The 25,678-nt window shown below is 68.5% G+C and carries 20 protein-coding genes; 9 read left to right on the top strand and 11 right to left on the bottom strand.

What is annotated here, in order from left to right:
- Positions 1-54: 54 nt before the first annotated feature.
- Complete coding sequence (locus ACFDTH_RS00500; RefSeq protein WP_375285536.1) at positions 55-1,266, bottom strand: CmpA/NrtA family ABC transporter substrate-binding protein; 1,212 nt, start codon at positions 1,264-1,266, stop codon at positions 55-57.
- A complete protein-coding gene (locus ACFDTH_RS00505) occupies positions 1,263-1,844 on the bottom strand; it encodes an ANTAR domain-containing response regulator (protein ID WP_375285537.1) in 582 nt (193 codons plus the stop codon). Before ACFDTH_RS00505 ends, ACFDTH_RS00500 begins: the two co-directional genes overlap by 4 nt.
- Before the next feature lie 105 nt (positions 1,845-1,949).
- On the opposite strand from ACFDTH_RS00505, the gene ACFDTH_RS00510 reads away from it, so the two are divergent.
- On the top strand, positions 1,950-4,256 hold the full coding sequence (locus tag ACFDTH_RS00510; protein WP_375285538.1) for a GH92 family glycosyl hydrolase: 2,307 nt from the start codon (positions 1,950-1,952) through the stop codon (positions 4,254-4,256).
- Here the strand turns inward: ACFDTH_RS00510 and ACFDTH_RS00515 are convergent.
- A complete protein-coding gene (locus ACFDTH_RS00515; protein WP_375285616.1) occupies positions 4,253-4,711 on the bottom strand; it encodes a YaiI/YqxD family protein in 459 nt (152 codons plus the stop codon). The two genes, ACFDTH_RS00510 and ACFDTH_RS00515, sit on opposite strands and share 4 nt — an antisense overlap.
- A gap of 2 nt (positions 4,712-4,713) precedes the next feature.
- On the bottom strand, positions 4,714-6,399 hold the full coding sequence (locus ACFDTH_RS00520; RefSeq protein ID WP_375285539.1) for a DEAD/DEAH box helicase: 1,686 nt from the start codon (positions 6,397-6,399) through the stop codon (positions 4,714-4,716).
- A 93-nt stretch (positions 6,400-6,492) separates the two neighbouring features.
- Here ACFDTH_RS00520 and ACFDTH_RS00525 point away from each other — a divergent pair, with 93 nt between their 5' ends.
- The 3 genes from ACFDTH_RS00525 to ACFDTH_RS00535 are packed head-to-tail and all read left to right on the top strand — an operon-like array spanning position 6,493 to position 9,474.
- Positions 6,493-8,121, top strand: a complete 1,629-nt coding sequence (locus ACFDTH_RS00525) for an NAD(P)/FAD-dependent oxidoreductase (protein WP_375285540.1) — start codon at positions 6,493-6,495, stop codon at positions 8,119-8,121.
- Positions 8,114-8,293: a hypothetical protein gene (locus ACFDTH_RS00530; protein WP_375285541.1), complete on the top strand. Its 180-nt coding sequence runs from the start codon at positions 8,114-8,116 to the stop codon at positions 8,291-8,293. Before ACFDTH_RS00525 ends, ACFDTH_RS00530 begins: the two co-directional genes overlap by 8 nt.
- Positions 8,294-8,352: 59 nt before the next feature.
- Positions 8,353-9,474, top strand: coding sequence for an NAD(P)/FAD-dependent oxidoreductase (locus tag ACFDTH_RS00535; protein WP_375285617.1), 1,122 nt, complete (start codon positions 8,353-8,355; stop codon positions 9,472-9,474).
- A 33-nt stretch (positions 9,475-9,507) separates the two neighbouring features.
- On the opposite strand, the gene ACFDTH_RS00540 is transcribed toward ACFDTH_RS00535, so the two are convergent.
- From ACFDTH_RS00540 to ACFDTH_RS00550, 3 genes are all read right to left on the bottom strand, one after another.
- A complete protein-coding gene (locus ACFDTH_RS00540) occupies positions 9,508-9,891 on the bottom strand; it encodes a hypothetical protein (protein WP_375285542.1) in 384 nt (127 codons plus the stop codon).
- An 82-nt stretch (positions 9,892-9,973) separates the two neighbouring features.
- Complete coding sequence (locus ACFDTH_RS00545) at positions 9,974-11,221, bottom strand: spinster family MFS transporter (RefSeq protein WP_375285543.1); 1,248 nt, start codon at positions 11,219-11,221, stop codon at positions 9,974-9,976.
- 41 nt (positions 11,222-11,262) lie between these two features.
- Positions 11,263-13,596, bottom strand: a complete 2,334-nt coding sequence (locus ACFDTH_RS00550; protein WP_375285544.1) for a TonB-dependent receptor — start codon at positions 13,594-13,596, stop codon at positions 11,263-11,265.
- Between the two features lie 116 nt (positions 13,597-13,712).
- Here ACFDTH_RS00550 and ACFDTH_RS00555 point away from each other — a divergent pair, with 116 nt between their 5' ends.
- The 4 genes from ACFDTH_RS00555 to ACFDTH_RS00570 are packed head-to-tail and all read left to right on the top strand — an operon-like array spanning position 13,713 to position 18,779.
- On the top strand, positions 13,713-14,390 hold the full coding sequence (locus ACFDTH_RS00555) for a TetR/AcrR family transcriptional regulator (RefSeq protein ID WP_375285545.1): 678 nt from the start codon (positions 13,713-13,715) through the stop codon (positions 14,388-14,390).
- Between the two features lie 44 nt (positions 14,391-14,434).
- Positions 14,435-16,717: a TonB-dependent receptor gene (locus tag ACFDTH_RS00560; protein WP_375285546.1), complete on the top strand. Its 2,283-nt coding sequence runs from the start codon at positions 14,435-14,437 to the stop codon at positions 16,715-16,717.
- Positions 16,717-17,274: a hypothetical protein gene (locus tag ACFDTH_RS00565; protein ID WP_375285547.1), complete on the top strand. Its 558-nt coding sequence runs from the start codon at positions 16,717-16,719 to the stop codon at positions 17,272-17,274. Before ACFDTH_RS00560 ends, ACFDTH_RS00565 begins: the two co-directional genes overlap by 1 nt.
- A complete protein-coding gene (locus tag ACFDTH_RS00570) occupies positions 17,271-18,779 on the top strand; it encodes a PepSY-associated TM helix domain-containing protein (RefSeq protein WP_375285548.1) in 1,509 nt (502 codons plus the stop codon). The genes ACFDTH_RS00565 and ACFDTH_RS00570 overlap by 4 nt, the downstream gene beginning before the upstream one ends.
- Before the next feature lie 21 nt (positions 18,780-18,800).
- Here ACFDTH_RS00570 and ACFDTH_RS00575 read toward each other — a convergent pair whose 3' ends face one another.
- Both ACFDTH_RS00575 and ACFDTH_RS00580 read right to left on the bottom strand, forming a co-directional pair.
- On the bottom strand, positions 18,801-19,457 hold the full coding sequence (locus ACFDTH_RS00575; protein ID WP_375285619.1) for a 3-oxoacid CoA-transferase subunit B: 657 nt from the start codon (positions 19,455-19,457) through the stop codon (positions 18,801-18,803).
- Positions 19,457-20,167: a CoA transferase subunit A gene (locus ACFDTH_RS00580; RefSeq protein WP_375285549.1), complete on the bottom strand. Its 711-nt coding sequence runs from the start codon at positions 20,165-20,167 to the stop codon at positions 19,457-19,459. The genes ACFDTH_RS00575 and ACFDTH_RS00580 overlap by 1 nt, the downstream gene beginning before the upstream one ends.
- Positions 20,168-20,260: 93 nt before the next feature.
- On the opposite strand from ACFDTH_RS00580, the gene ACFDTH_RS00585 reads away from it, so the two are divergent.
- Complete coding sequence (locus ACFDTH_RS00585; RefSeq protein WP_375285550.1) at positions 20,261-21,133, top strand: LysR family transcriptional regulator; 873 nt, start codon at positions 20,261-20,263, stop codon at positions 21,131-21,133.
- 24 nt (positions 21,134-21,157) lie between these two features.
- Here ACFDTH_RS00585 and ACFDTH_RS00590 read toward each other — a convergent pair whose 3' ends face one another.
- Positions 21,158-22,411, bottom strand: coding sequence for an NAD(P)/FAD-dependent oxidoreductase (locus ACFDTH_RS00590; protein WP_375285551.1), 1,254 nt, complete (start codon positions 22,409-22,411; stop codon positions 21,158-21,160).
- Positions 22,412-23,170: 759 nt separating this feature from the next.
- Complete coding sequence (locus ACFDTH_RS00595; RefSeq protein WP_375285552.1) at positions 23,171-25,390, bottom strand: TonB-dependent receptor domain-containing protein; 2,220 nt, start codon at positions 25,388-25,390, stop codon at positions 23,171-23,173.
- Positions 25,391-25,678 lie beyond the last annotated feature (288 nt).

Raw genomic sequence — 25,678 nt, forward strand, 5'->3', positions numbered from 1 at the left:
ACAAGCTGCCTGATTCGCGTCCGCGGCACAAGCCCCTTTCGCAGGTGCAGCACATCATGGCAGCCGGGCGAGATACCCGGCGATGTCTTCCGGATCGAAGGCCCGTCCATCGAAGAAGCGATCGCTGCCGAGCACCAGCCTGCCCTGCGTCGATCCCGCACCGATCGGCTCGTGCAAAGCGCCCTCCAGCTTGGAACTGGCATTGGGGAGCGGCGCATTCGATCCGGCGAGCGCGGCGCGGTACAGGTCCGGGCGGAACACCGACTGCGCCGTCGCGGCATCCTTCTCGGAAAAGGGCAGGCCGTCCCAGCGCACCATCTGCGCATACAGCCACGCCGCCTGGCTGCGCCACGGGAAGTTCGCCGCCTCCCGATGCTGGAACATGAAATCGGGATAGTGAACCGGCGCGCCGCCCGGCACCAACCGGATCCGGTCGGTGATCGCGCGAAGGATCGCGTCCACCGGAGCGTCCAGATACTCGCGCCGCGTGAGCAGAGCTGCGCTTTCCGCCACCGTATCGGGCCGCACGAAATGCTCGGCGGCCGCGTGAAGCGCGCGGATCAGTGCCGCCAGTGCTTCGGGACGTGCCGCCGCCGTCTCGGCCCGCAGCGCCAGTACCTTCTCCACCCCCCGCCGCCAGATCTGCGCAGTGGCGAGCGCAATCCGGCCGACCCCGCGATCGACTGCGATCGAGTTCCACGGTTCGCCCACACAGATGCCGTCCACTTCGCCCGCCGCCAACGCATCGGCGGCGAACGGCGGACTCGTCACGGAGATCGCGACGTCCTCGTCCGGTCGGATGCCGACGCCGGCCAGCCAGTAGCGCAGCATGTAGTTATGGCTGGAATATCGATGCACGACGCCGAAACGCAGCGGCCGCCCCGCCGCGCGCCGCTCGGCCGCCACCGCCTTCAGCGCCGCACCGATCGCCACCGGATCGCCCAAGACGTCGCCCAGCGCGCACGCCTCGCCAAGCGCCGTCGAGAAGGTGATCGCATTGCCGTTCAGCCCCAGGACGAACGGCACGGTCAGGGGTACCGCTGGCCGATCCCGCCCCAGGGTCGTCGCGATCGCCAGCGGGGCGACGAGATGCGCGGCATCGGTATGGCCGTAGAGCAGTCGATCACGGACCGTTGCCCAGGTGACGTCGCGTACCAGCTCGATCGCGACACCTTCCGCCGCGGCAAAACCCAGCTCCTTCGCCAGGATTGGCAGCGCCGCATCGACCAGCGGCACGAAACCGATGCGGAAGGTCTCGGCGCTCATCGCAGATCTCCCATCAGCGCCTCGCTGGTCACGATCGCCTCCGCCACTTCGGCGATGCGGCGGTTCGACTTCATCGCATGGCCGCGCAGCAGCGCATAAGCGGCTGGCTCGTCCAATCCGCGCCGTTTCATCAGGATTGCTTTGGCACGATCGACCGTCTGGCGGTCGGCTAGGGCATTCTTTGCCTCGGCCAGTTCAGTCTGCAGCCGCGAAAACGCTTGAAACCGGCGGACGGCAAGATCGAGCACCGGTTTGATCCGCTGTTTCGCCAACCCGTCTACGACATACGCCGAGACTCCTGCATCGACCGCTGCCATTGTTGACTGCGCATCCGATTGATCGACGAACATCGCGATCGGCCGCGCCAGCGCGCGCGACATCGCAAAAAAATCCTCCAGCAGGTCGCGGCTCGGGTTCTCAAGATTGATCAATACCACCTCGGGCGCGCACCTCTCGACTTGTGCGACCAGCGGCCCTGCCGGATCGATCACCACCAGATCAGTAAGCCCGGCATCGCGCAATCCTTCGGAGATGATCGCAGCGCGCGTCGTGCTGGTATCGATGATCGCGATCCTCACGGCTTCATCGCCTACAGGTCGAACCGGTCGTTCGCCAATCCCCCTCGGGCTTGGGCGACCGCGGCGACGCTTGGATGGGGCCCGCGCGCGTGCTCTAACGCTGCGATGTTCCGCCCCGCCTGCGCCCTGCTGCTCGCCGCTGTTCCCGCTCATGCCCAGACCGCGGTCGAGACGGTTGATCCGTTCATCGGCACGGGTGGAGAGGGGCACACCTTTCCTGGAGCGGTGGCGCCGTTCGGGATGGTGCAGTTGAGCCCCGATACCGACACGCGCTGCCGGATTCGCGAATGCTACGGCCACGCCGCCGGCTACCGGTACGACGATCCGACCATCCAGGGCTTCTCGCAGACCCATTTCTCGGGCGCGGGCCACTCTGATCTCGGCGATTTCCTGCTGATGCCCCTTGCGGGAGATGCCGTGCCGCTGGAGCCGGGTGACCCGGCCAAGCCGGGTTCCGGCTATCGCGCGCAGTTCAGCCATGCAGGGGAGGTGGCGCGACCAGGTTACTATTCGGTCCACCTCGGCACCGGTATCCGCGCCGAGCTCACCGCCGGCACGCGGGTCGGCGTGCACCGCTACACCTTTGCGCCCGGGACGGCGGCGCATCTGCTGCTCGACCTGCGCAGCTCGCTCTACGATTATCCGGGCAAGATCCTGTGGTCCACGGTGCGCGTCCGCGCCGATGGCACGCTGACCGGCATGCGCGAGACGCGCGGCTGGGCGCCCGCGCGCAAGCTGTTCTTCGCGATGCGGTTCAGCGCACCGGTGAAGGCGCACGGCTTCTTCAACCGCGAGGGGGAGATCGCCTACAAGGGGTTCCAGGGGCCAGGGCGGGGCCGCGAAGATGTTGACCAGCTCCAGGGCCGTGCGCTGGTGGCGCGGCTGGACTTCGGCAGGCTCGCCGCGCCGCTGGAGGTAAAGGTCGCCCTCTCCAGCGTCGACGAGGATGCCGCGATCGCCAACCTCGACAGCGAGGCGGGCGGCTTCGACGCAGTCGCCGCGCAGACCCGCGCCGCCTGGGAGCAGGCACTGGGCGTGCTACGGGTCGAGGCGCCGGCCCCGATGCAGCGTATGGTGATGACCGCGCTCTATCACACGCTGATCGCCCCCAGCGTCTTCTCGGACGCGGACGGGCGCTATCGCGGGCCGGACGATCAGGTGCACCGCGCGGAGGGCTTCACCTTCCACTCCACCTTCTCGCTGTGGGACACGTTCCGCGCCCAGCACCCCTTGCTGCTGCTTACCCAGCCCGAGGCGCGCAACCGCGATTTCGTCCGCTCCTTGCTCGCCAGCCAGCAGGCGAGCCCGTTCGGCATCCTGCCGGTGTGGCAGTTCCACGGTCGCGAAACCTGGACGATGATCGGCTATCACGCCGTGCCGGTGATCGCTGACGCCTATCTCAAGGGCGTGCGCGGCTTCGATGCCGCGGCGGCGCTCGACGCGATGGCGCAGAGCGCGCGCTACGGCCCCTATGGCGGCCTCGCCGATTACATGAAGCTCGGCTTCGTCCCGATCGACCGCGAGGCCGAGGCGGCGTCAAAGACGGTTGAATATGCTTATGACGACTGGACGATCGCGCGGATGGCGCAGGCGGTCGGCCGGGCGGACCTCGCCGCCGAGTTCGGCCGGCGCGCGGGCAATTGGCGCAACAGCTTCGACGCGAAGACCGGCTTCCTACGCGCCCGCAAGGCCGACGGCAGCTTCCGCGTGCCGTTCGATCCCACCGCGATCAACTACGGCAGCGACTATACCGAGGGCAACGCTTGGCAATATTCCTGGTTCGTGCCGCAGGACCAGGCCGGGCTGTTCCGGCTGCTCGGCGGCGACGCGGCGGCGGTGGCGAAGCTGGACCGGATGTTCGACTATGACATGTCATCTATCGACTACAGCCATGCCGAGGATATCGCCGGCCTGATCGGCCAATACATCCACGGCAACGAGCCGAGCCACCACGTCGCCTATCTCTACGCCTTCGCCGGCCAGCCGTGGCGCACGCAGGAGCGGCTCGCCCAAATCGTGGCGAGCCAGTACAAGGCGACGCCGGACGGGCTGTCGGGCAACGACGACCTGGGGCAGATGTCCGCTTGGCTCGTGTTCACCGCGCTGGGCTTCTACCCGGTTGCCCCCGGATCGAACGAATATGTCATCGGCCGCCCGTTCGTGGAGCGCGCGGTGCTGACGCTGCCAAACGGCAAGAGGCTAACAATGGTGGCGGGGGGACTGTCGGCGGCGAACCGCTATGTCGGGCAGGTGACGCTGAACGGCCGCGCGATTGATCGCGTCTTCCTGCGCCACGACGAGATCATGGTCGGCGGCGAACTGCGCTTCACCATGCGGGCAGCGCCGAACAAGGCCTGGGGCACGTCGCCCGCCGCGCGCCCCTTCTCGATGAGCACCGCCGCTCGCCGCTAGCGCACCGTCCGCTTGAGCTGCACCAGCGCCTCGTCAAGCGCCTGGAGAAAACGCGAGCGGTCCGCCTTGGCGAACGGGGCGGGACCGCCGAGCTGGTCGCCGCCGGCGCGCAGGTCCGCCATGATCGCGCGGGTGGCGATCGTCGCGCCGATCGAGCTGGTGGTGAACGGCCGGCCGGTGGGCGCCAGCACGGTGCCGCCCGCCTTGAGGCAGCGGTCCGCCAGCAGGATGTCGGCGGTGATCACCACCGCGCCCGCGCCCGCGCCCGTTTGCTCGGCGATCCAGTCGTCCGCGGCGTCGAAGCCGTCGCTCACCACCACGCGGCTGACCAGCGGATGCTCCACTACCCGCAGCCGCGCGTTGCTGACGATCGTCACCGGCACCTGGTGGCGCAGCGCGACCCGGTAGATCTCCTCCTTCACCGGGCAGGCGTCCGCGTCGACCAGGACGCGCAGGCTCACCGCCGGGGCACTTTCCCGCCCGGCCGGCGCGGTGGCGGGCCATCGCCGCGCGGCGGGCGACCGCCACCCGATCCGCCGGGAGCAACCGGCGCGCGGGCGATCAGCACATCGTCCGGGTCGTTCGGCTGCGCGCTGCGCGCCACCGCCGCCTCGAACTTCGCGGCGATCGCGCGGGGCACCTGGAACAGGGTCTCGCCCGCACCGATGCGGATCGCGCCCACCTCGCTCTTGGTGATGTGACCGCGGCGGCAGAGCAGCGGCAGGATCCAGCGCGGATCGGCGCGATGGCGGCGGCCGACGTTCATGCGGAACCACACGGTGTCGTCGAAGCCGGGGCGATGCCGCTCCTGCTGCGCCGCGCGGCGCGCCTCGGGCGTCGCCTCGATCAGTTCCTCGGGCGCGGGCAAAGCGGCGCGGTGCGCGCGGACCAGCGCCGCGGCGATCTCCTCCGCGCTCTTCTGCGCCAGCAGCTCGCGGCCCAGCGCCAGATCGTCCTCCTCCGCCTCGACCGGTGCGGTCAGCACCGTGAGCAGCCGCTCGCGATCGCGCGCACGCACCTGCTCGGGCGTCGGCGCGTCGATCCACTCGGCCGCGATCTTGGCGCCGCGCAGCACCGACTCTACCGCCCGCCGGCGCGGATAGGGCACGATCAGCACCGCGGTGCCCTTGTTGCCCGCGCGCCCTGTCCGACCCGAGCGATGCTGGAGTGTTTCGGCATCGCGCGGCAGCTCGACATGCACGACCAGGCTCAGCGTCGGCAGGTCGATGCCGCGCGCCGCCACGTCGGTCGCCACGCACACCCGCGCACGCCCGTCGCGCAGCGCCTGCAGCGCGGCGTTGCGCTCGTTCTGGCTGTGCTCGCCCGACAGTGCCACCGCCGCGAAGCCCCGCTCCACCAGGCTGGCGTGCAGCCGGCGCACATTATCGCGCGTCGCGCAGAACAGCATGGCGGTCTCCGCCTCGTGCCAGCGCAGCAGGTTGATCACCGCATGCTCGATGTCCGCCGGGGAGACCGACACCGCCTGATAGGTGATGTCGCCATGGCCGCGGTCCTCGCTGACCGTGGAGATGCGCAGGGCGTCGCGCTGGTAGCGCTTGGCCAGCGCCACGATCGGGCGCGGCATGGTGGCGGAGAACAGCAAAGTCCGCCGCTCGGTCGGGGTCGCGTCGAGGATCTCCTCCAGATCCTCGCGAAAGCCCATGTCGAGCATCTCGTCCGCCTCGTCGAGCACCGCGACGCGCAGGGCGGAAAGGTCCAGCGCGCCGCGCTCCAGATGGTCGCGCAAGCGGCCGGGCGTGCCGACGACGATATGCGTGCCATGGCCCAGCGAGCGGCGCTCCTTGGCGGCGTCCATCCCGCCGACGCAGGTGGTGATCCGCGCGCGCGCGCCGGCATAAAGCCAGCCGAGCTCGCGGCTGACCTGGAGCGCCAGCTCGCGCGTCGGCGCGATCACCAGCGCCAGCGGCTGGGCGGCGAGGGGCAGCTGGCCGTCAACCAGCAGCTCGGGCGCCATGCCCAGGCCGAAGGCGACGGTCTTGCCCGATCCGGTCTGCGCGGAGACGATCAGGTCGCGCCCGCGCGCGTCCTGCTGAACGACGGCGTCCTGCACGGGGGTCAGCGCGGCATAGCCCCGCGCGGCAAGGGCGTCCGACAACAGGGCCGGGAGAGTGTCAGCGATCATGCGAACGCGCCAGATGGTCGCAGACGCGCCGAAATGCAAGGAACGATGCCGCCGCGGTGGTCATATCGCGCCCGCGCTCCTATCTGGCGCGCCATGCTGCGCCTTTCCGAGTTGAAGCTGCCGCTGGGGCATGATCCGGCGGCGATCGCGCCCGCCGTGGTCGCGCGGCTGGGGATCGAGTCGGCCGAATTGCTGTCGCACAATGTCGCCCGGCGCGCGCATGATGCGCGGCGCAAGTCGGCGATCCTGTCGGTGTACAGCGTCGATGTCGAACTGCGCGACGAAGCGTCGGTGCTGGCGCGGCTGGCCGGCGACCCGCACGTTCGGCCAGCGCCCGACACACGCTACCGCTTTGCCGCCACCGGCCCCGCCGAACGGCGCCCGGTGGTGATCGGGGCGGGGCCGTGCGGCCTGTTCGCGGGGCTGATCCTGGCGCAGGCGGGCTTTCGACCCATTATTCTGGACCGCGGCAAGGTGGTGCGCGAACGGACGAAGGATACCTGGGGCCTGTGGCGCCGCGGTGTGCTGGAGCCCGAATCGAACGTCCAGTTCGGCGAGGGCGGCGCAGGCACCTTCTCCGACGGCAAGCTCTGGAGCCAGATCAAGGATCCGCGCCATCTGGGCCGTAAGGTGCTGGAGGAGTTCGTCGCCGCCGGTGCGCCGGAGGAGATCCTGACCGAGGCGCATCCGCACATCGGCACCTTCCGCCTCGTCTCGATGGTGGAGCACATGCGCCGTTCGATCGAGGACCTTGGCGGCGAATACCGGTTCGGCACCCGCGTCACCGATTTCGAGATCGAGACCGCGGCAGACGGCTCGCGCCGGCTGGTCGGGCTCTACCTCCAAGACGGCGGCATGCTGGCGGCCGACACGGTGGTGATGGCGATCGGCCACAGCGCGCGCGACACCTTCGCCACGCTCCACGATCGCGGCATCCACATGGAGGCCAAGCCCTTCTCGATCGGTGTCCGGATCGAGCATCCGCAAAGCTGGATCGACCGCGCCCGCTTCGGCCCCTGCGCCGGCCACCCGGACCTGGGCGCCGCCGCCTACACGCTGTCGCATCACTGCGCGGGCGGGCGCAACGTCTACAGCTTCTGCATGTGCCCGGGGGGGCGCGTGGTGGCGGCAACGTCGGAGCCCGGCCGCGTCGTCACCAACGGCATGAGCCAATATTCGCGCGCCGAGTTCAACGCCAATTCCGGGCTGGTCGTCGGCATCGATCCGGCGCGCGACTATCCCGGTCATCCGCTCGCCGGCATCGCGCTCCAGCGCGATCTGGAGTCGCAGGCGTTCGTTGCGGGCGGATCGGACTATGTCGCCCCCGGCCAGCGTGTCGGCGATCTCCTCGCCGGCCGCGCCTCCACCGCCTTCGGCGAGGTCACGCCCTCCTACAAGCCGGGCGTGCGGCCGACCGATCTTGCCGAATGCCTGCCGCCGTTCGTGCTCGATGCGATCCGCGAGGCGCTGCCGGTGTTCGGCCGCCAGATCGCGCGCTACGACGATCCCGATGCGGTGATGACCGGGGTGGAGACGCGCACCTCCTCACCGGTGCGGATCACCCGCGGTCGCGATTTCCAGAGCCTCAACGTCGCCGGCCTCTACCCGGCGGGCGAGGGGGCGGGCTATGCCGGCGGCATCCTTTCCGCCGCGATCGACGGCATCAAGGTGGCGGAAGCGGTCTCGCTGGCGCTGACCGGCAAGGAGCAAAGACATGGCTGAGAAGTTCGAACGCCACCGCCAGCCCTGGCGCCCCGATGAGGTGCAGAAGCTGCACCAGCTCGCCAAAAAGGGCATGGCGCTGCGCGCGATCGCCAAGGCGCTGACTCGTAGCGAGGAATCGGTGAAGGACCGCGCCAAGGCGGACGGCCTGTCGATCGCCAAGCTGCACTGACGCGCGTGGCAGCCGCGCGATACGACGCGATCGTGCTCGGCGCGGGCGCGGCCGGGCTGATGTGCGCGGGCGTTGCGGGGCAGCGCGGCCGGCGCGTGCTGGTGGTCGACCATCAGGACCGCCCGGGCGCCAAGATCCTGATCTCGGGCGGCGGCCGGTGCAACTTCACCAACATCGGCACCGCGCCCGACCGGTTCCTCTCCGCCAATCCGCATTTCGCGCGCTCGGCGCTCGCCCGCTACACCGCCGCCGACTTCCTGGCGCTGGTCGAGCGCTACGGCATCGCCTGGCACGAGAAGACGCTGGGTCAGCTGTTCTGCGACGGCTCGGCCCGCCAGATCGTCGACCTGCTGCTCGCGGAATGCCCGGATACCGTTGAGCTAGCGCTGGGGCAGGCGATCGGCGAGGTGTCGCACGCCGACGGCCTCTTCCGGGTGCGGCTGGGCAGCCGCACCGCTGAGGCTCCCGCTCTGGTGATCGCCACCGGCGGTCCCTCGATCCCCAAGATCGGTGGCAGCGGCATCGCCTATGATCTCGCCCGCCGCTTCAGCCTCAAGGTGGTCGAGCCGCGCCCGGCCTTGGTGCCGCTGACCCTGTCGGGCGAGGACGCGCTGTTCCGCACCCTTTCGGGCGTCGCCGCTCCGGTGGTCGCGCGCCAAGGCAAGGTGGCGTTTCGCGAGGCGGCATTGTTCACCCATCGCGGGCTGTCCGGCCCCGCCATCCTCCAGATCTCCTCCTACTGGCGGACGGGCGAGGCGATCGCGATCGACTTCCTGCCCGATCGCGCCGCCGGCTGGCTGACCCAGGCCAAGCGCGCCACCCCGCGCGCCACGCTGCCGCGCCTGCTGGCGGGCGCCTTGCCCGATCGCCTCGCCACCACGCTGGGCGAGCGGCTGGCGCTGCCCGGCGAGCTCGCCAACCTTCCAGACGCGAAGTTGGTGGAGGCGGAGCGAAGGCTGGCGGCGTGGACGTTCACGCCCAACGGCAGCGAAGGATTCGCCAAGGCGGAGGTGACCGTGGGCGGAATCAGCACCGCCGAACTGTCCTCGCGATCGCTGGAGGCACGCCGCGTCCCCGGCCTGTACGCGATCGGCGAGGCGGTGGACGTCACCGGCTGGCTCGGCGGCTACAATTTCCAATGGGCGTGGTCGAGCGGATGGGCGGCCGGGCAGGCGCTCTGATCGGCCGCGTCCCGCCTGGTCGGCAACCCGCGATCAAGTGTGATCGGGCGGGCAGCACTCCTCGGTGTCCCCGAACGAAAGCTCGTCCGCCGAGCCGATTTTCTGCTCACCCCGGAACAGCCGGTCCAGCCGCGCCTTGATCTCGCTGCGGTGGTCGCGCAGCGCGATCCGCCGCGGCGGCGCGACCGAAAGCTCGTCGGCGATCGCGTCCTTGATCCGCTCCAGCGCCGGCTCGCTCAGCACCTCGGCATGGCGCAGTTCGACGCACAACTGCACGAAGCCGACCGCGGTCGCTTGTGCGCGCAGCCCGACATTCATGATGTCGTAGTGCATCTTCTTCTGTTTCTCGTACGAGCCCATCATTGTCCTCTCCGTTTTTCTTGCCGCGGCGGTCTGGCCAGCGGTATCGCGCTGCATCCGGGGCCGCAATCATCCGGGCTCGCGGATGTGACGGACGAACGGGGCTGCCGCGCAGAGAGTTGCATCGGGTCCGTTCCGGTCAGTCGACCCAGTCTCGGTGCAGGCGACGGCTGGCGAGCGCCATCAGCGCGCCGGCGATGAGATACAGGCACAGGCCGACGGCGACCGCGTAGCGCAGCGCCTCCGCGCCGTAGCTGGGAGTCAGGCCGTCCGACAGGCGGCCGATCACCAGCGAGCCGAAGCCGAGGCCCAGCAGATTGTTGATGAGCAGGAAGCTGGCCGAGGCGGTGGCGCGCATGTGCGCGGGGACGAGATGCTGGATGGCGGTGAGCACCGGCCCCAGCCAGACATAGACCAACGCTTGCGGCAGCAGGAACAGCGCGAACGCCGCCTGCCAGCTGCCGGACAGCACGCCGGCGATGAATAAAGGCGTGCCGGCGACATAGCAGATCGCCGGCGCCAAGGCATACCAACGCCGGTCGCGCCGGCCCAGCCGGTCGCCCAGCGCACCGCCGAGCAGCACCCCGGCGACACCGCCGGTGAGCAGCAGCGCACCGAAGAACTGGCCGACGCCGACAAGGTCGAGCCCGAAGCTGCGCATCATCAGGCTGGGCAGCCAGAAGGCGACGCCATAGCCGCACATCGACCCCGCCGCCGCGCCGAATGCCATCAGCCAGAAGCTAGCCTTGGCGGCGAGGATCGCGAACACGCGGCTCACCGGCACCTGATCGGCCGGCGCCACCGCACGCGGCGGATCGCGGACGAGCAGCTTAAACATCGGCGCGATGCCGAGGCCGAGCAGGCCGACGACGATGAAGGCGGTGCGCCATTCCACCGTCTGGGCGATATAGCCGCCGAGCAGGGCGCCGCCCGCGGCGCCGAGCGGGATGCCTAGCGAATAGATCGATAGCGCGCGTGCGCGCTGCTCGGGCGGATAGTAGTCGCCGATCAGCGCATAGGAGGGCGCGACGCCGCCCGCCTCGCCGACGCCGACGCCCAGGCGGAACAGGAACAGCTGGGTGAAGCTCTGCGCCGCCCCGCACAAAGCGGTGAACGCGCTCCACACGCCCAGCGAGACGGTGATCACCCAGCTGCGGCTGGTGCGATCGGCGATCAGCGCCAGCGGGATCGCCAGCGTCGAATAGAGCGCGGCGAAGGCGAGCCCGCCGAGCAGGCCGAGCTGCGTGTCGGAAAGGCCCAGGTCGGCCTTTACCGGCTGGGCGAGGATGCTGAGGATCTGACGGTCGAGGAAGTTGAACGTATAGACCAGCAGCAGCATCGCGAGCACGAGGCTGCGGCGGGGCGAGGCGGGAGCGGTGAGCATCATGGCGTGCCTGACCCGCCCCCGGGAGGGTGGGTCAAGGTCCCTTAGAAGCGGAAGCCAGCGGTGACGCTCCAGGTGCGCGGGTCGCCGAAATAGGCGGTCTGGATGTTGCCGATCGAGGAGAATTCCTGCCCGTCGGTGCGGTAGATCTCCTTGGTCAGGTTCTTGACCCCGCCGCGCAGGTAATAGCGGCCGCCCGGCGCGTCATATTGGACGAAGGCGTTGACCAGCAGGTAGCCCGGCTCGACCAGGCCGGGGCGGTTGTCGATCGACAGGAAGTGCTTGTCGACGAAGCGCGCGTCGCCGCCGAGCGTCAGCGCACCGGCGTTGCCCAGCGAAATGGCATAATCGCTGGCGAGCGACCAGCTGATCGGCGGCGCGAACGGCGGCTCGCAGACGATCTGCCGGCCGGTGGGGTTGCACGAATAGGCGGGCGCACGCCGCCCATCGTTGAACTCCTTATACTCGGCGTCGAGGTAGCCGAAGCTGGAGCGGATCGTCCATTCGCGCACGGGCTTCACCGTGGCTTCCAGCTCGATGCCCCAGATGCGCAGCTCGCCCGCATTGACCACCGGAAAGGCGCCGGCGGACCCGCCGCCGACCCGCGCCTGGAAGTCCTTGTAGGTCGAATAGAACACGTCTCCCGACAGGACGACGCGGCCGTTCAGGAAGCTGCCCTTGGCGCCGGTCTCATAGGTCCACACCGTCTCGGGGTCGAAGAACGGCACGATCGTCGGCACGCCGTCGATTACCTGAGTCACGTCGCCGACGCCGTTGACGCGGCCGTTGAATCCGCCCGACTTGAAGCCACGCGAGGCCGAGGCGTAGAGCAGGGTCTGCGGCGTCGGCTTGAACGCCAGGTTCACCGTCGGCGTCCACGCATCGAAATCGACGCTATCGACGCCGTTGAACGGCGCGGGCAGGCTGTTCGGGAACTCGTACTGCCCGCCGATCGCGCCCGCCGTCACCGTGTAGGTGGTGCGGTGATAGCGCTTGCGCTCCTTCGAATAGCGCAGGCCGCCCGTCAGTGAGAGCCGGTTAGTGAAGTCGTAGGTCAGCTGGCCGAAGGCGGCGTAGCTCCTCGTGTTCTGCTCGTCGTCGATGAAGCGGGTGAAGGGCAAAGGCGGGCCCGCCGGCGTCAGGAAGACGAGATAATCGTCATAGGATTCCTGGTGCGAGGTGACGTCCTCGTTGAGGTAATAGAGCCCGACCACGCCGTTGAGCGGGCCGGAATCATATTTCAGCTGAAGCTCCTGGCTGAACTGGTTCTGCCGCACGCCGACGAACGCATCGGCAACCTCCAACTGCGTAGCGTCGAAGTCGAGGTAATAGTCGGGGCTGAGCTTGCGATAGCCGGTGATCGAGCTGATCGATATCGCATCGGTCAGCTCGACATTGGCGGTGAACGAGACACCCCAGTGATCGACGCGCTGGCCCTGACCGGGCCCGAGGCTGGTCGAGGCGCGGTAGTTCCACTCGCGGCCATAGGGATAGGCGGGGCTCAGCACGGGGAAGCCGAGCAACCCGGTCAGCGGCGCGGTCGCCTGGCCGAGGGCGGCGGCGTTGCGCTGCTTGTAGTAATCGCCCGAGAGGATCAGCTCGACCCGGTCGCTCGGCGTCGCGCGCAGGATGCCGCGCACCGCCCAGCTGTTGCGATCGTTATAGTCGCGGCCGGTGAGCGGGTCGATCACCACGCCGTCCCGCCTGTCGTAGACGCCCGCGACCGACAGCGCGAGCGTGTCGGTCACCAGCGGTGCGGAGACATAGCCGTTGACCAGCCACTGGTCGTAGCTGCCATAGGTGACCGAGCCGGCGGCGGCAAAATTGTTGGTGTCCGGCTTGCGCGTCACCACATTGACCGCGCCGCCGACGGTGTTCTTGCCGTACAGCGTCCCCTGCGGCCCGCGCAGCACCTCGACGCGCTGGACATCGAACAGGTTGAACAGCGCGCCCTGGATGCGGCTCATGTAGACGCCGTCGACATAGATGCCGACCGCGGGGTCGAAGGTCTGGAGCGCATCGGGCTGGCCGATGCCGCGGATGAAGATGTTGGCGTTGCTGGTCGAGCCGCGGCCCTGTACCAGGTTCACGTTGGGCACGGTGCCCTGGATGCCGCTGAGGTCGGTCGCCTGGATCTTGCCCAGCGTCTCGGCGGAAATGGCGGTGACCGCCACCGGCACGTCGATCAGCCGCTCCTCCCGCCGGCGGGCGACCACGACGACATCGGCGCCCTCGTTCACCTCCTGAGTCAGTTCGGGCGCCCCGACTTCGGGATCGGCGGCCTGCGGCGACTGGGCGGTGGCGGGCGCGGCGGCGAGGCCGAGGACAGCTGCCCCGAGGAGCAGTGCGGCGCGAGCGGTGTGGCCGTGGCATGACATCTTTGTTCCGTCCTCTCCTGTGGCAACCCGTCTTGCTGCGGGTTGTAAGCAATCGGCCGGGGCTATACTGAAACCTGAACCAGGTTTCAACTTGGCAGTGGAAAAGGGGAGAGCGGATGGGCGACGGACGTGGCGCGAATGCAACGCCTGTTCCGCCTGCGGGTGACGATCCGGCGAGCGCGGGCAAGGCGCCACGCACCGCGCGCGGGCGCCGGACGCTGCGCGCCATCCTCGACGCAGCGGCGGTGGAGTTTGCCGAACAGGGCTTTCACGACAGTTCGATCAGCGGGATCACGCGCCGGGCGGGCGTCGCGCTGGGCAGCTTCTACACCTATTTCGATTCGAAGGATGACGTGTTCCGGGCGCTGGTGCGCGACATGAGCGACCAGGTTCGCGATCATGTCGCCCCGGCGCTCCGAGAGGCGCGGGGCGGCCAGATCGCCGCCGAACAGGCCGCCTTGGCGGCGTTCATCGGCTTCGCGCGCACGCACAAGGAAATCTACCGGATCATCGACGAGGCCGAGTTCGTCGATCCTGAGACCTTCCGCATGCACTACGCCACCACGGCGGATCGCATCACCCGGCGCCTTCGCGCTGCAGCGGATCGGGGCGAACTGCGACCAGAGGTGGGCGAGGTGCATGCCTGGGCGATCATGGGCATGAACGTCTTTTTGGGGCTGCGCTACAGCGTGTGGCAGGCCGATACGGCACCGGAGGAGATCGCCGCCACGATCGCATCGATGCTCTCGCGCGGGATCGCCGCGCAAGGCGCCAACCCGCCTAACTGCGATTGACTCGCAACCGCCCCGGCGTCAGTAACGGCGCAAACGGGAAGCTAATGCGAACTATTCACATGCTCTTGGTCGGCGCGGTGTTCGCGTGGGCGGTGCCGGCGGTGGCGCAGGAGGCAGATCCGTCGGCTGACCTCGGTACCGACGACATCATCGTCACCGGCGAGAAGAGCAATCGCAGCCTTCAGGAGACCACCACCAGCGTCGCGGTCACCATGCCCGAGCGGCTCCGGCAGGAGAACATCCTGACCATCCAGGACGTCTACAACCGCACCGCCAATGTCTCGGAAACCTATGGCGCCGCCGGATTCACCATCCGTGGCATCAACAACCAGGGGGTGGGCGCCGGCGGCAATGCCGATACCGCCACCGTCTATATCGACGGCGCACCGATCCCGCGCGAGGCGCTGTTCGGAGGCCCGACCGATCTTTGGGACGTCGGCCAAGTCGAGATCCTGCGCGGGCCGCAATCGACCATCCAGGGCCTCAACGCGCTCGCCGGCGCGGTGGTGATCACCACCCGCGACGCCTCCGCCACCGAATACAGCGCCGACGGCCGCGTACTGTGGACCGGCTATGACGACCGCACCTTCTCCGCCGCGGCCGGCGGCCCGCTGATCCCGGGCGAGCTCGGCCTGCGCCTGTCCGCCGAGCGCCGCGCTGATCGCGGGCTCATCCGCAACGTCACCCGTGGCGGCTATGACGACAGCCTGCGCACGCTCAACCTGCGCGGCAAGCTCAAGTGGACGCCCTCGGCGCTACCCGGCCTGGAGGTGCAGGCAAGCTACAACCGCGTTCGCCGCGACGGCGGCTATCTCTACGAATATGCCCGCACCGACGTGCCGGACTTCTACGACAACCGGATCAGCACCGGCGACCAGCCCAGCCGCGGCCATATCCAGAGCGACATCGCCGTCCTCAACGCCGGTTACGAGATCACGCCGCAGCTACGCCTGTCCAGCGTCACCTCGTTCAGCCGCGTGTCGAGCCATGCGGTGATCGACACCGACGGCACCGCCGAGGATCTCCAGACTGTCGACAACCTCAACCGCTTCCGCACCTGGACCGAGGAACTGCGCCTCAATTACGATGGCGAGCGGTTCAGCGGCGTGCTCGGCGCCTGGGCCTATCGCCGCACCGGTGGGCTCGATGCCGACAACCGGCTCAACATCCGCACGCCCACCGCCACGATCACCGCCTTGCTCCAGGGCGGCGGCTTTCCCGCGGCGGCGGCGCAGCAGATCGCCGGCCTCTATGCGCAGGCCTTGCCGGACATCCCGGTGACCTATGTGGGGGATCAGAACCAGCGGGTGCAGACTGCGGCGCTGTTCGGCGACGCGCGCGTCCGCCTTACCGACCGTCTCTCGCTGATCGCCGGCTTCCGCTACGATCACGAGGAGAACACCTATGGCGCGGAGACGGTGGCGACGTTCAACGGCACGCTGCCGAGCCCGGCCGCGTTCGGCGCGCCCGGTACTCCGCTGTTTCAGGCGATCACCGCGATCAACGCCGGCGTGCTCGGGTTGGTGAACAGCGCCTCCTCCGCCCGCGCCGCGAATTCGCGCACCTTCGATGCCTTCCTGCCCAAGGGCGGGATCAGCATGGACTGGACGCCGGACGTATCCACCGCCTTCACCGTCCAGCGCGCCTATCGTTCGGGCGGATCGAGCCAGAACCCGGCGCGCGCGCTGCTCGTGCCCTATGATCCCGAATACAGCTGGAACTACGAAGGCTCGCTGCGCTCACGCTGGCTGGACGGGCGGCTGACGATCAACGCCAATGTCTTCTACGTCGACTGGAAGGACCAGCAGACCAACGCCTTCTTCGGCTTGAACGAGTACGACTATAACACCGTCAATGCCGGCAAGTCGCACCTCTACGGCTTCGAGGTGGAGGGGCAGGCCCGTTTCAGCCGCGCGCTCGACGGCTATGTCTCGGTCGGCCACGTCCGCACCAGGTTCGACGAGTTCAACCTGCCGACCGGATCGACCAGCACGGTGGACCTCGCCGGCTCCGAATTCCCCTATGCCGCGCACTGGACGCTGGCGGGCGGGGTGAACGCGCGCGTCGGCGGCATCACCGCCAACCTCAACGCCAACTATCGCGGGCCGGTGTTCACCGACGTGGGCGTGCCGCAGGAACAGAGTCGCCTGCCCGGCCGCACCGTCGTCAACGGCCGTCTCGGCTACGATTATCGCGGAATCACCCTGTTCGCCTTCGCGCGCAACCTGCTCGACGCGGATTACAGCCAATACACCTTCACCGGCGGCAATCGCGCGATCCTGGGCGAGCCGCAGACCTTCGGCATCGGGCTGGAGGCGCATCTGTGATGCTGGCGGCGACCGCGCTGGGCCTTGCCGGCGGTGCGGGCGGCGCGGTGCTGCTGCGCCGCGCCTGGGCAGATCGCCGCAATGAACGAGTGTGGCTGATCCTGGCGGGCTGGGCGTTGATGCTCGCCGCGATCCTCGCCGCCGCCTGGCTGCTCGGGCCGGTCAAGGGCACCGCGCTCGCCATCGTGATGATCGGCCTCGCTGCCCTCTGCGTTGTCGCGCAGGGCCGCGTCCGTCGCGCGGTTCGGGTCGCCCGCGACACGCTCGCCCCCGAACCGCTGGAGGGTCCGTCGGTGGCGTGGCGCGGCTGGCTCAAGGCGCTGCTCGCCGGACCGCTGGGCATGACCGCGGCGATGGGCATCGCCTTCTGCTATGCCGCCTGGGTGCCCGGCGACCCGCGCACCCGCATCGTGGTTGGCGGGCTGCTGATGCCGATCGTCTGGGCGCTGGCGATGACCTGGACGCTCGCCGACCAACGGCTGCTGCGCGCGCTGGCGGTGCTGGCCGGCACGACCGTGCTCGGCTTCGGACTCGCCGCGATGCGGGGCGTGGCATGAGCGCGGCCAAGTCGGAGCGGCCGCGCGGCTGGCCGCTGTCGCCCGCCATCGTGCGCGCGGTGCTGAGCGGCCACGGCCTGCTCGGCCTCGCCTTCGCCGCGATCATCTACCTAGTCTGCCTCAGCGGCACGCTTGCGGTCTTCGTCCACGATCTCGAGCGCTGGGAGCAGCCCACCGCACCCCGAATCGAGCGACTGGACGATGTCGCGCTGGACCGCGCCGTACAGGGCGCACGCGAGACCGCTCCTGCGGACGCCATGCTGTTCGTCTCGATTCCGAAGCCCGATGAGCCGGGCGCCGGCATCGTCGCCTACACGCCCAGTTTCGAGCGCGAATGGTCGATCGCGACCGACGGCACGCTGGTGGAGCATCTCGCTCCGTTTGCCGCCTTTGTCATGGACCTCCACATCGCGCTGCACCTGCCGCGCACCTGGGGGGAGTTCATCGTCGGGCTCGCCGGCGTGGCGCTGCTGTCGTCGCTGGTGTCGGGCCTGCTCGCCCATCCGCGCGTGTTCAAGGACGCCTTCCACCTGCGCCTCGGCGGCTCGCGGCGTCTACAGGAGGCGGATCTCCACAACCGCCTCGGCATCTGGGCGCTTCCCTTCCACGTCACCATCGCACTCACCGGCGCGCTGCTCGGGCTCAGCACGATCATCGTCGGCGTTCTCGCGCTGCTGCTCTACCGCGGCGACACCGCGCGCGTGTACAACCTGTTCCTCACCCCACCGCCGCCGGTGAACGCGGCGGCGGCTCCGCTGCCGCCGATCGGCGCGGTGCTGGCGGAAGCGCGCCGTCGCGCGCCCGGTGCGGTGCCGCACCTGCTCACCATCGAACGTGCCGGTAGGGCGGACGCGCGCTTTACCGTCTCCTCGGAGCGCGAGCGCCTGCTGGTGGCCCAGGACACGACGGTGTTCGACGCCGCCGGCCGTGTGGTGAAGGACGATCATCCGCGCGACCTGTCGGTCGGCACCCGCATCCTCGGCGGCGTCGGCCAGCTCCATTTCGGTTGGTTCGGCGGGGTGCCGGTGCGGATCGCCTATGGGCTGCTCGGGCTCGCCCTGTGCGTGGTCACCTCCAGCGGCGTCACCGTCTGGCTGGCGCGGCGGCGCGACAAGGGCCGTGCCGTCCCGCAATGGGAGCGTCTGTGGACGGCGGTGGCCTGGGGGCAGCCGCTCATCGTTGCGCTCGTCGCGCTGCTTGCGCTGGCGGGCGGCGGCGCGGTGCTGGTGTGGGCGTGGGTGGCCGCGACGATCGTGCTGCTGGTCGCCGCGGGCATCTCGGGCGTTCCGGCGATGGCGGCGGCCCGGGCGCTCAGGCTGGCGCTCGGCGCGACCATGGTGCTGGTGGCGCTCGTTCACGCCATCCGGTTCCCGCCCGAGGTGACCGGGATGGTGGTGGATGTGGTGGTGCTGGCCGGCGGCGCCTGGCTGGCGTGGCGCAACAGGCAGCCGTTCGCCGCGGTCACCGGAACGGCCGCCCCCGAGCGATCCGGCGCCGCCGCCTGATCATATCCGCCGGCCGAACCTTCAGTTCGGAATGCGGTCCAGGTCGGGGACGTAGTGCGCGGTAACCATCGCGGCGACATCGTCGGCGGAGACGCCGGGCGCGAGTTCGATCAGGCGGAACGGCGACCGGTGGTCGGCGCGCTCAAATACGCAATGGCCGGTGATGATCATGTCCACCACGTCCAGTCCGGTCAGCGGCAATGTGCATTCGGGGATGAACTTCGGGCTGCCGTCCTTGGCGGCGAGGTCCATCACAACGATGATCCTCTTCACGCCGGCGACGAGATCCATCGCGCCGCCCATGCCCTTCACCATCTTGCCGGGAATGGTCCAGTTGGCGAGGTCGCCCGCCTCGGACACCTCCATGGCGCCCAGTACCGCCACGTCGATATGCCCGCCCCGGATCATCGCGAAGCTGTCGGCCGAGGAGAAGAAGCTGGACGAGGGCAGCGCCGTCACCGTCTGCTTGCCCGCGTTGATCAGGTCTGCGTCCTCTTCGCCCTCATAGGGGAACGGGCCGATGCCCAGCATGCCGTTCTCGGACTGGAGCGTCACCTCCATGCCCTCGGGCACGTGGTTCGCCACCAGCGTCGGGATGCCGATGCCCAGGTTGACGTAATAGCCATCGCGGAGTTCGCGGGCCGCGCGGGCCGCCATCTCGTCGCGGGTCCACACCATCATGCCGTCTCCCGCGGGCGCACCGTGCGCTGTTCGATCTTCTTGTCATAGGGTGCGCCAAGCACCAGCCGGTCGACGTAGATGCCTGGGAGGTGGATCGCATCGCCGTCCAGCGTGCCGACCGGCACGATCTCCTCCACCTCGGCGACGCAGATCCGCCCGGCGGTGGCGGCGGGGTGGTTGAAGTTGCGCGCGGTCTTGCGGAACACCAGGTTCCCCGCCTCGTCCGCGCGCCAGCCCTTCACGATCGACAGGTCGGCAACGATGCCGCGCTCCAGGATATACTCCTGGCCGTCGAACACCCTCACGTCCTTGCCCTCGGCCACCAGCGTGCCGACCCCCGTCTTCGTGTAGAAGCCCGGGATGCCGGCGCCGCCCGCCCGCAGCCGTTCGGCCAGCGTGCCCTGGGGGGAGAATTCCACCTCCAGTTCGCCGGCGAGATACTGGCGCTCGAACTCCTTGTTCTCGCCGACATAGGAGGAGATCATCTTGGCCACTTGCCGCGTGCGCAGCAGCTTGCCGATCCCCTCATTGTCGATGCCGGCATTGTTGCTGGCGAAGGTGAGGCCGGTCACGCCCGAGGCCTGGATTGCGTCCAGCAGCCGCTCGGGAATGCCGCACAGGCCGAAGCCGCCGGCAGCGATGGTCATGCCGTCGCGCAACAGGCCGTCGAGCGCGGCGGTCGCATCCGGATAGAGCTTGCGGGCCAAGTGGGAACTCCCGTGGTGACGTGCGCGGACCCTACGGAGTCGATCCCATTGCTTCCAATGATTGTTCGTTTACCTTATCGATAAGACACGCTGATGAAACGGCTTGCCCTCTATCATTTCGAGACTCTGCTCGCGATCGACCGCTTGGGAACGTTCGCGGCCGCCGCAGCGCATCTGAACACCACCCAGCCCGCGATCTCGGCCCGCGTGCGTGAGCTCGAGACCCAGCTGGGCACGGCGCTCTTCCAGCGCCGGGGGCGGCGCATGGTGCTGACGGCGCAGGGCCGCCGGTTGGTTCGCGAGGGCGAGCCTTTGTGGTCGGCGCTGGAGAGGATGCTGGTCGAGATCGGCGACGCCACTTCGGATCACGGCGTCGTGCGCATCGGTAGCGGCGAGATCGTGGCGGCGAGCTGCCTGCCCGGGTTCCTGACGGCCATCAAGCGTGACCTGCCCGGCGTGCTGCTGGAAGTGACGGTGGACCTGACCGCGCGGATGCTGGAGCAGCTGCTAGCCGGCGAGAGCGACCTGGTCTTCCTGGCGGGACCGGTCGCCAGCCCGGGGATCGTCACCCGGTCGATCGGAGCCGTGCGGCCGCACTGGCTGGCAGCCCCGGAGGTGCTCGAGCGGATGACCCGTGAAAAGGGCTGGATGCCGCCGCTCTGGTCGCTCCCCGGTCATTCGCCGCTGTATCGCGCCATGACGGCCTCGCTGGAGCGCGCCGGACTGGACCGGCAGGACGTGAACACCTGCAACAACGTGCGCGCGCTGATCGAGATCATCGTCGGCGGCGGAGGGCTTGCGCTGCTGCCCGACACGATGACGGGCGCGGCGAGGGACGGGCGCCTGCTGTGCGAGGTGCCGATCGGTCCGGTCGATCCGATCATCTTCCAGGCCGCCGTGCGTGCGGGCGAAAGCGACCGGACCGTGCTGAAGCTGTTCGAGCGGACCGGAACGCTGACGATCTGATCTCTCGCCACCGCGATGCGATGCTCACGAGAGGGGCGTCGCGATCCCTGCGGTGGCGAGCTCCTTGAGTGGCACGGCCGCATCGGCAAGCGCCGCCGGATCGATCTCCGCACGCGCCGCCACCAGCGCGCGGCCCTGCACATAGTCCTTCATCGTGTTGACGCAGTCGAGCGCGACCAGCCTCGGCCCGCGGTAATAGGCGACGGTGAAGGCGCGGCTCGCCGGATCGCCCCGCACGACCTCGCGGTCGTGACCGAGAGAAAGGCCGACTGTCTGGAGCTTCAGGTCATATTGGTTGGACCAGAACCAGGGCACCGCATCATAGGGCTCGGCCACGCCGGTGAGCGCCTTGGCGACCGTGGTCGCCTGATCGTTGGCGTTCTGCACCGATTCGAGGCGGAGCGTCGCGCCGTCGGCATACGGATTCGGGTGGGCGGCACAATCTCCGATCGCCCAGACGTCGGGCAGCGAGGTGCGGCAGAGCGAGTCCACCGCCACCCCGTTGCCGCCCTCGGCTCCCGCCGCGATCAGCGGCTCTACCGCGGGCACGATGCCGATGCCAGCGATCACCATCTCGCAGGGCAGCACCTCGTTGTCGGCCAGTCGTACGCCGCAGGCGGCGCCGTCGCGCTCCTCGATGCAGGCCACGTTCGCGCCCAGCCGGATGTCGACACCGTGGGCGCGGTGCTCGGCCTCGTAGAAACGCGACAAGGCAGGGCCGGCGACGCGGGCCAGCACGCGGTTCTGCGCCTCCAGCACCGTCACCTGCTTGCTGAACTTGGTCAGCACCGCCGCTGCTTCCAGCCCGATATAGCCGCCGCCGATCACCACCACGCGGGTCACCTGCGGCAGCTCGGCGAGCAGCCGGTCGATGTCCGCGCGGGTGCGCACCGAATGTACGCCGGCCAGGTCATGGCCGGAGCAGGACAGCCGGCGTGGGCGCCCCCCGGTGGCCCAGATCAGGGTGCCGTAGCCGATCGCCTTGCCACCCTGGACCGACAGCTGCCTGGTGATCGGATCAACCGCGCTGACCCGCCGGCCGGGCAGCATGGCGACCTGCCGATCCGCCCAGAAGCTCGCCGGACGGATCAGCAGCCGTTCGAAAGCCTTGTCGCCGGCGAGATAGTCCTTGGAAAGCGGCGGGCGTTCATAGGGCAGTTCCGGCTCGTCGCCGATCACCGCCATCGTTCCCTCGAACTTGCGCTGGCGCAGCGCGATCGCCGCCTGGGCGCCGCCATGGCCCGCACCCACGATCACCACATCGAAACGGTCGGTCACTCCGCATCAGCCTCCACATTGCCGTCCTCGTCGGTGACAAACTCGGTCGCGCCCCCGCGCATTCCGCCGCCGCGGCGACAGCGATCCCCCGCGAGCGCGTTCCTGCCCGTCGCTCGACGTGACGACCTGGAACGTGGCGACCTTGTTGAGCATGAGACTAGGTTTGAGCAAGAGACTAGGCACCGCCAGATGGGCGCGTGCCAGGCCTCCTGCCTCTTGGCGGAGAGGGTGTACCTTCAACCAGGGTTCCGCGCGTGTTCAAGCCACTTCGCTGACGGCCCGGGAGCCCGGTACAGCTCTAGCCGAAGGACGAGTTTCAGCGTTGATGCGTTCGCGCGCGCTCGTATCCGAGCGGGACTATCCGCATGCAAGTTGGGCATGAAAGTGGGCGTGCCGCGCGGATCAGTCGAGTGGTGCCTCAACGGCGGAGCGGGTACACCTCAGGCGCTGGCTGCAGCCCCCCTGTTGCGCGCGACGAGCCCGCTACCGCTCAGGGCGCCTGAAGGATGTGCTGGTGGTCTCCCGGTCGCTGGCAGGTCATCTATCCCAGCCGCTAAACGCTCCATCCAGCCGCCCGCGGAACTGCGGCCTTCCCCGTTTCTCTGTCTTTCCCTGTCGGTTTAGAGGAGCAGCGCTCGGAACAGGTTGGGGAAACCGCACTGCTTGAACACCGTGCAGCGCAGCCAGCGCACCGACTCTTTCGGCAACGTCTACTGATGGCGGCGGATTCGACCGGCGTGCCGGCCGCATCCGCCTTCATTAGAAAGCGTGACGCATGCCGATCACGAAGTTGCGTCCCCGAAGAGGTGACTGATCTTTGACGAACGAGGTGTGGACGAAGGCGAGTTCATTCAGCAGGTTGGTGCCACGAACATAGAGCTCGACCGCCTTGGCTCGACCGAGGTCGAAGCGATAGCTGAGCGTCGCGTTGAGCATGTCGTAACCGGCGGTGCGCGTCTCATACAACGCGATCTTGTCCTGCTCGAAGGTATGGTAATATTCCACGTCCCCCGACAGCGAGCCGGCGGCATGCTCATAGCGTGCGCCAAGCCGTCCCGGAGGAATGCGGGGCAGATTGTCGTTCTCGCTCTTCAGCTTCGCGTCGACGTAGTCGCCAAACACGGTGACGCGCGATGCGGGCGTGAGCTGGTAGCTCACCTGCCCGTCGATGCCGGCGAAGCGCGCGTCGGCGGCGGTGTAGACCAGGAAGTTGTGCGGTACGCCGGTCTCGTTTTCGGTCTCGATCAGCCGCGCGAAGACATAGTCGCTGACATCCTGGTAGAACAGGCCGATCTCGAACCCCAGTGCGCCACCCGTCTTGCGGAACGTCAGGTTGACCGCATCGGTGGACTCCAGGATGTCCTCCGCCGACACGCCTCGGTTCTCGAATCCCTCAACCTCGGCCACCAGGCCGAGTTCGTAGCTGTTGGTCGCCAGGTTGTTGCCACGGGCGTACAGCTCGCGCACGCTTGGCGCGCGTTCGGTATGCGCGAGCGACAAGGCAAGCGCGTAACCCTGTCCCACGTTCAAGGTGGCGCCCAATGATGCCGAAAAGGGATTGTGCCGGACGGTGGGATTGCGCTCGCGAAACGCCGCGACATCCTCGGCTTCCAAGATGGTTCGCCAATCGGCACCATACCATTCGACGAAGAGGGCAGCGAGTTCGGGACCGATCGTCTCCCGCCAGTTCGGCACGCCCACGTCGATGCGACGCCAGTCCTGGCGCACCGCTGCCTCGATATCGAACGCGCCGAACGAGCGGCGTTCGGTCAGGAAGATGCCGACATTCTCCGACTGATAGTCGGGACTGCCGTCCAGGCCGTAAGCGCCGTCGGGAAACGGGCGGTGCAGGTTGTTGACGTTGATGCCGCTGAACGTGCCGTCAGTATACTGGATGCCCGCCGTGCCGGTGAAGCCCAGGATCGGCTTGTGCGTCAATTCGATGCGCCCGTCCCAGACTTCGTTGGTGAAGCGGGAGAAGAGAAGCTCGCCATCCATCTCGTCATGCGCATAGTCGGTATAGGAGCCGCGCAGGCGGACATGCTCGAAGCCCGGCAGCAGATCGTCATAGTCGGCGCGCAGATCGACGCGGTCGCTTTTCAGACGGATGAAGGCCGTATGGCTGTCGGATCCGCCAAACGGATCCTCGAACCCGCCATGCGCTTCGCAATGCAGGTCGAGACCATGGGTGTGGCAGACGCCGTTGATGTGGCTGTGGCCGGGCAGGCCATACTCGCTTTCCATGCGCGTGAAGGTGGCGCCGAAATAGCCCTTCGACGTGATCCACGACGCGCCGACACTGTAGCTGGTGCTCTCGGCAAAGGAGTCGCGCAGCTTGTCAGACCCGTAGGCATCCGGCACGTCGTAATCCTCGGCGCGCCGCCGGGCGCCTTCGGCATGGACCGCGAACTGGCCGATGCCGGCGGTGACCCGGCCGACGACGGTCTTCTCCTCGTTGCCGGTGCCGAAACGCACCTCGGTCGCGCTGGTGATCCCGCCCACAGGCACCGCCTTGGGCACCTTGCTGTCGATCAGGTTGATCGCGCCATTGGTGGCGTTGCCGCCATAGCGGATCGCCGCCGGCCCGCGCTGGATCTCGATGGCGTCGAGCAGCAGCGGATCGGTGGTGATTGCGTGATCGGGGGAAATCGACGAGACGTCAAACAGGTTGGCGCCGTCGGTCAACACCTCGATGCGGGGCAAAGTCTGGCCGCGGATGACCGGCCGCGATGCACCACCACCGAAGTTATCGAGATGGACCCCCGGTAGCCCGGCCAGCGTCTCGCCCAGGCCACCCTGACGGCGATGCGCAAGTTCCTCGCCGGCTAGAACCTGCACCGGCAGCACGGTGCTTTCCTCCTGGAGCGAACGACCGGTTACGATGATATCGCTCGTGCGGGCGCGCCCGCGTTCGTCGCGCTCCACCTCTTCACGTTCGGAGGCCGCTTCTTGGCTCCACGCGATGCCTGGCACGCCCATGGTCAAGACGGTTGCAGCCGCAAAAACGGTGGTGCGCGAGCGCTTCTTCGCAATCAAGACACTTCCCCCATCCCAGGAGCAAGGCTCGTTGGATATGCTATATCATCTAGTCAAGAGTTATGCGATGGGTTGGTGGCGCGACGTAAGAACCGCCGAGGCCCTCGACGGGCCGAGGTCGCGCTCCGCGTCCGCTCGCTGAGCTTAGCGATCGGCTGAATCCCGCTCTTGGTGCATTCCAGTTTTCGGTCGTTTGGAACATCCGTTGATTAGGTCAGTGCGATCGTAGCG

The sequence above is a fragment of the Sphingomonas sp. genome, assembly GCF_042096255.1.
Lineage (GTDB): Bacteria > Pseudomonadota > Alphaproteobacteria > Sphingomonadales > Sphingomonadaceae > Sphingomonas.

Excerpts from the sequence above, each read along its gene's own strand:
- ACFDTH_RS00500 (WP_375285536.1), bottom strand. The coding sequence starts at position 1,266 with ATGAGCGCCGAGACCTTCCGCATCGGTTTCGTGCCGCTGGTCGATGCG.
- ACFDTH_RS00510 (WP_375285538.1), top strand. The coding sequence starts at position 1,950 with ATGTTCCGCCCCGCCTGCGCCCTGCTGCTCGCCGCTGTTCCCGCTCAT.
- ACFDTH_RS00520 (WP_375285539.1), bottom strand. The coding sequence starts at position 6,399 with ATGATCGCTGACACTCTCCCGGCCCTGTTGTCGGACGCCCTTGCCGCG.
- ACFDTH_RS00525 (WP_375285540.1), top strand. The coding sequence starts at position 6,493 with ATGCTGCGCCTTTCCGAGTTGAAGCTGCCGCTGGGGCATGATCCGGCG.
- ACFDTH_RS00530 (WP_375285541.1), top strand. The coding sequence starts at position 8,114 with ATGGCTGAGAAGTTCGAACGCCACCGCCAGCCCTGGCGCCCCGATGAG.
- ACFDTH_RS00535 (WP_375285617.1), top strand. The coding sequence starts at position 8,353 with ATGTGCGCGGGCGTTGCGGGGCAGCGCGGCCGGCGCGTGCTGGTGGTC.
- ACFDTH_RS00540 (WP_375285542.1), bottom strand. The coding sequence starts at position 9,891 with ATGCAGCGCGATACCGCTGGCCAGACCGCCGCGGCAAGAAAAACGGAG.
- ACFDTH_RS00545 (WP_375285543.1), bottom strand. The coding sequence starts at position 11,221 with ATGATGCTCACCGCTCCCGCCTCGCCCCGCCGCAGCCTCGTGCTCGCG.
- ACFDTH_RS00550 (WP_375285544.1), bottom strand. The coding sequence starts at position 13,596 with ATGTCATGCCACGGCCACACCGCTCGCGCCGCACTGCTCCTCGGGGCA.
- ACFDTH_RS00555 (WP_375285545.1), top strand. The coding sequence starts at position 13,713 with ATGGGCGACGGACGTGGCGCGAATGCAACGCCTGTTCCGCCTGCGGGT.
- ACFDTH_RS00560 (WP_375285546.1), top strand. The coding sequence starts at position 14,435 with ATGCGAACTATTCACATGCTCTTGGTCGGCGCGGTGTTCGCGTGGGCG.
- ACFDTH_RS00565 (WP_375285547.1), top strand. The coding sequence starts at position 16,717 with ATGCTGGCGGCGACCGCGCTGGGCCTTGCCGGCGGTGCGGGCGGCGCG.
- ACFDTH_RS00570 (WP_375285548.1), top strand. The coding sequence starts at position 17,271 with ATGAGCGCGGCCAAGTCGGAGCGGCCGCGCGGCTGGCCGCTGTCGCCC.
- ACFDTH_RS00575 (WP_375285619.1), bottom strand. The coding sequence starts at position 19,457 with ATGGTGTGGACCCGCGACGAGATGGCGGCCCGCGCGGCCCGCGAACTC.
- ACFDTH_RS00585 (WP_375285550.1), top strand. The coding sequence starts at position 20,261 with ATGAAACGGCTTGCCCTCTATCATTTCGAGACTCTGCTCGCGATCGAC.
- ACFDTH_RS00595 (WP_375285552.1), bottom strand. The coding sequence starts at position 25,390 with ATGGGCGTGCCAGGCATCGCGTGGAGCCAAGAAGCGGCCTCCGAACGT.